The organism is Saccharomonospora halophila 8, from assembly GCF_000383775.1.
In the GTDB taxonomy this organism is placed as follows: Bacteria; Actinomycetota; Actinomycetes; order Mycobacteriales; family Pseudonocardiaceae; genus Saccharomonospora; species Saccharomonospora halophila.
The window spans coordinates 8,490-11,699 of record NZ_KB912555.1 but is presented as its reverse complement, the minus strand read 5'-3'; the positions used below and the strand labels follow the sequence as shown (position 1 = coordinate 11,699).

The following is a 3,210-nucleotide window of genomic DNA, read 5'->3' as shown; positions in this document are numbered from 1 at the left end:
GGCCCGCCAAGACACGGCGAGCCCGGCGATCGCCGCGGGGTCGGTGAGGTCGACGCCGAGGGTCTCGGCGACCGCGGCCGTCCCCGGGTTGCCGGGGGCGCAACCGAGGGCCGTCACCGCCGGATCGTGTGAGGCGGCGAGGGCGAGGGCATGCTCTCGGGCTCCGGAGCCGATTACCAGGACGCGCACGCGCACAGGGTAGGTCGCCCGGGTCCGGCGCCGTTCACCGGCATGTCCTCTCCCGGCCCCCGACGGGTCGCCTCCGGGCCGCTCCCGGTCGACAGGGTGGGGTATGCCCGCGACGGACCGTGGGCGGCCGGATCGGGAGAAGGGCTGGAGCATGCGACGACGTACGGGGACACGAGCGCGGGCCGTCCTGGCCGTGTGCGGGCTGGCGGTGACGGGGATGATCGCCGGTCCGGCCGTGGCGGGGCCGGACCCCTCGGCCGGGGAGCCGGGTTCGCCCGCGTTCGGCGAGGGTGACGATCTCGTGGTCATCGGGCACCGCGGGGCGTCGGGCTACCGGCCCGAGCACACCCTGGCCTCCTACGAGCTGGCGGCCCGCCTGGGGGCCGACTACCTCGAACCCGACCTGGTGACCACCGCCGACGGCGTGCTCGTGGCACGCCACGAACCGGAGATCGCGGGCACCACCGACGTGGCCGACCGGCCGGAGTTCGCCGACCGGAGGACGACCAAAACGGTCGACGGCACGCCGGTGACCGGCTTCTTCGCCGAGGACTTCTCCCTCGCCGAGTTGAAGACGCTGCGTGCGACCGAGCGCATCCCGCGCCTGCGCCCGCACAACACGATCCACGACGGGCGCTACCCGATCCCGACGTTTCAGGAGGTCCTCGACCTGGCGGAGCGGCTCTCCCGGGAGCTCGGGCGGGAGATCGGCGTCTACCCGGAGACCAAGCACCCCACCTACTTCCGTGAGCAGGGGCTGGCGCTGGAACCGGCGCTGGTGCGGACCTTGACCCGCAACGGGCTCAACCGGCCGAACGCGCCGGTGTACGTGCAGTCGTTCGAGGTGGGCAACCTGCGTGCGCTCGACGACCGGCTCCGGGTCCCGCTGGTGCAGCTGATCGGCGGCTCGGGCGCGCCCTACGACCTCGCGGCCGCCGGGGACCCGCGCACCTACGACGACCTGGTGACCCCCGACGGGCTGGCCGGGATCGCGGAGTACGCCGACGGGATCGGCCCGGCGAAGGGTCGCGTCGTGCCGGTCACCGACGACGGGGGCCTGGGACGGCCGACCCCGTTGGTCGCCGAGGCCCACCGTGCCGGGCTGGTGGTCCACCCGTACACGTTCCGCGCGGAGAACACCTTCCTGCCGCCCGGGCTGCGGTCCTCCGACGATCCCGCGGCTCGGGGCGACGTCTTCGCCGAGTACGAGGCGTTCCTGGCGGCGGGGGTGGACGGCGTGTTCGCCGACCAGCCGGACCTCGCGGTGGAGGCCGCCCGCACGGCCCGGCCCTGACCGGTCACCGCACGTCCGCGCCGGGGTGCCCTCCGTCCCGACGTCGGCGGGCACCCGGCCGGGCGCGGTGGTCAGGCGATCTCGTGCCGGACGATGGTCTGCTCCCGGCCCGGCCCGACACCGATCGCGGAGATCCGCGCGCCCATCAGCTCCTCCAGCCGCTCGACGTAGGCGCGGGCGTTGGCGGGCAGGTCCGCGAAATCGCGGCAGCCGCTGATGTCCTCGGCCCAGCCGGGCAGCTCCTCGTAGATCGGCACGGCGTGGTGCACCTCGGTCTGCGTCATCGGCATGTCCTCGGTGCGGAAGCCGTCCACCTCGTAGGCCACGCACACCGGGATCTTCTCCAGCCCGGAGAGCACGTCGAGCTTGGTGAGGAAGTAGTCGGTGATGCCGTTGACCCGCGCGGCGTAGCGGCCGATCACCGCGTCGAACCAGCCGGTGCGGCGCGAGCGGCCGGTGGTGACGCCGAACTCCCCACCGGACTTGCGCAGCCCCTCGCCGGACTCGTCGAGCAGCTCGGTCGGGAACGGGCCGGCCCCCACCCGGGTGGTGTAGGCCTTGATGATGCCGAGCACGGTGCTGATCCGGCCCGGCCCGATGCCGGACCCGGCGCTCGCCCCGCCGGAGGTGGGATTCGACGAGGTGACGAACGGATAAGTGCCGTGGTCGACGTCGAGCAGGGTGCCCTGGGAACCCTCCAGCAGCACGCTGTCGCCACGTTCGAGCGCCCGGTTGAGCTCCAGCCGGGTGTCGGCGATCCGGTGCGCGAACCGCTCGCCCTGCTCCAGGACGGTGTCGGTGACCTCGTCCACGTCGAGGCCCTTGCGGTTGTAGACCTTGACCAGCACCTGGTTCTTGTATTCGAGGGCCGCCTCGACCTTCTGCCGGAGGATCTTCTCGTCGAGCAGGTCCTGCACCCGCACGCCCACCCGGGCGATCTTGTCCTGGTAACAGGGGCCGATGCCGCGTCCGGTGGTGCCGATCCTCTTCGCCCCGAGGTAGCGCTCGGTCACCTTGTCGATGGCGACGTGGTACGGCATGATCAGGTGCGCGTCCGCCGAGATGAGCAGCCGGTCGGTGTCCACACCGCGCTCCTCGAGCCCGGACAGCTCGTCCAGCAGCACCCCCGGATCGATCACCACGCCGTTGCCGATGACGTTCGTGATGCCCGGGGTGAGGATGCCGGACGGGATCAGGTGCAGTGCGTAGTCCTGCCCGTCGGGCAGCACGACCGTGTGCCCCGCGTTGTTGCCGCCCTGGTAACGGACGACCCAGCGGACCCGGTCGCCGAGCAGGTCGGTGGCCTTGCCCTTGCCTTCGTCACCCCACTGGGCCCCGACGAGCACGATGGCCGGCATGTGACACTCCTGGTATTCGACGGTCGAAGAGCGTGGCGCTGGTGGAAATCGCCGGTGACCGAGCCTAACCGAGGAGCGGTGCGTGGGTGGACTGGTGCTGGCTTGCGGGGACGCGACGGGCGCGTTACCCACGGGCGACCTCCGGGTGGCCGAGCTACCCGAGCGCCCCGGCAGGGCCGAGGTCGACCCCCTGCTGGAGCCGTCGCTGATCGTGGCGGGCACCGACGCGGACCTCGCCGCCGTGGTGCTGCGGCTGCTGCGTCGGGAGTTGCTCGCGGAGACCGTGGTGGGCTTCGTGCCGACCCGCGCGGACTCGGCGGTGGCCGCCCTGTGGGGTCTGCCGACCGACCCGCACGCCGCCTTCCGGCG

Annotated in this window: 2 protein-coding genes and 2 pseudogenes; 2 read left to right on the top strand and 2 right to left on the bottom strand. The window is 72.7% G+C overall.

All coding sequences use genetic code 11. The annotated features are described in order from the left end of the window. Window positions 1-189: pseudogene (locus tag SACHA_RS23925) on the bottom strand (phosphoribosylamine--glycine ligase N-terminal domain-containing protein); the annotation flags it as partial. Window positions 190-340: 151 nt separating this feature from the next. Here SACHA_RS23925 and SACHA_RS0111935 point away from each other — a divergent pair. Then, on the top strand, window positions 341-1,483 hold the full coding sequence (locus SACHA_RS0111935; RefSeq protein ID WP_028663114.1) for a glycerophosphodiester phosphodiesterase: 1,143 nt from the start codon (window positions 341-343) through the stop codon (window positions 1,481-1,483). Between the two features lie 71 nt (window positions 1,484-1,554). On the opposite strand, the gene SACHA_RS0111930 is transcribed toward SACHA_RS0111935, so the two are convergent. After that, a complete protein-coding gene (locus SACHA_RS0111930) occupies window positions 1,555-2,841 on the bottom strand; it encodes an adenylosuccinate synthase (protein ID WP_019809981.1) in 1,287 nt (428 codons plus the stop codon). Between the two features lie 82 nt (window positions 2,842-2,923). Here SACHA_RS0111930 and SACHA_RS25390 point away from each other — a divergent pair. Next, window positions 2,924-3,210, top strand: a pseudogene (locus tag SACHA_RS25390) (hypothetical protein); the annotation flags it as partial.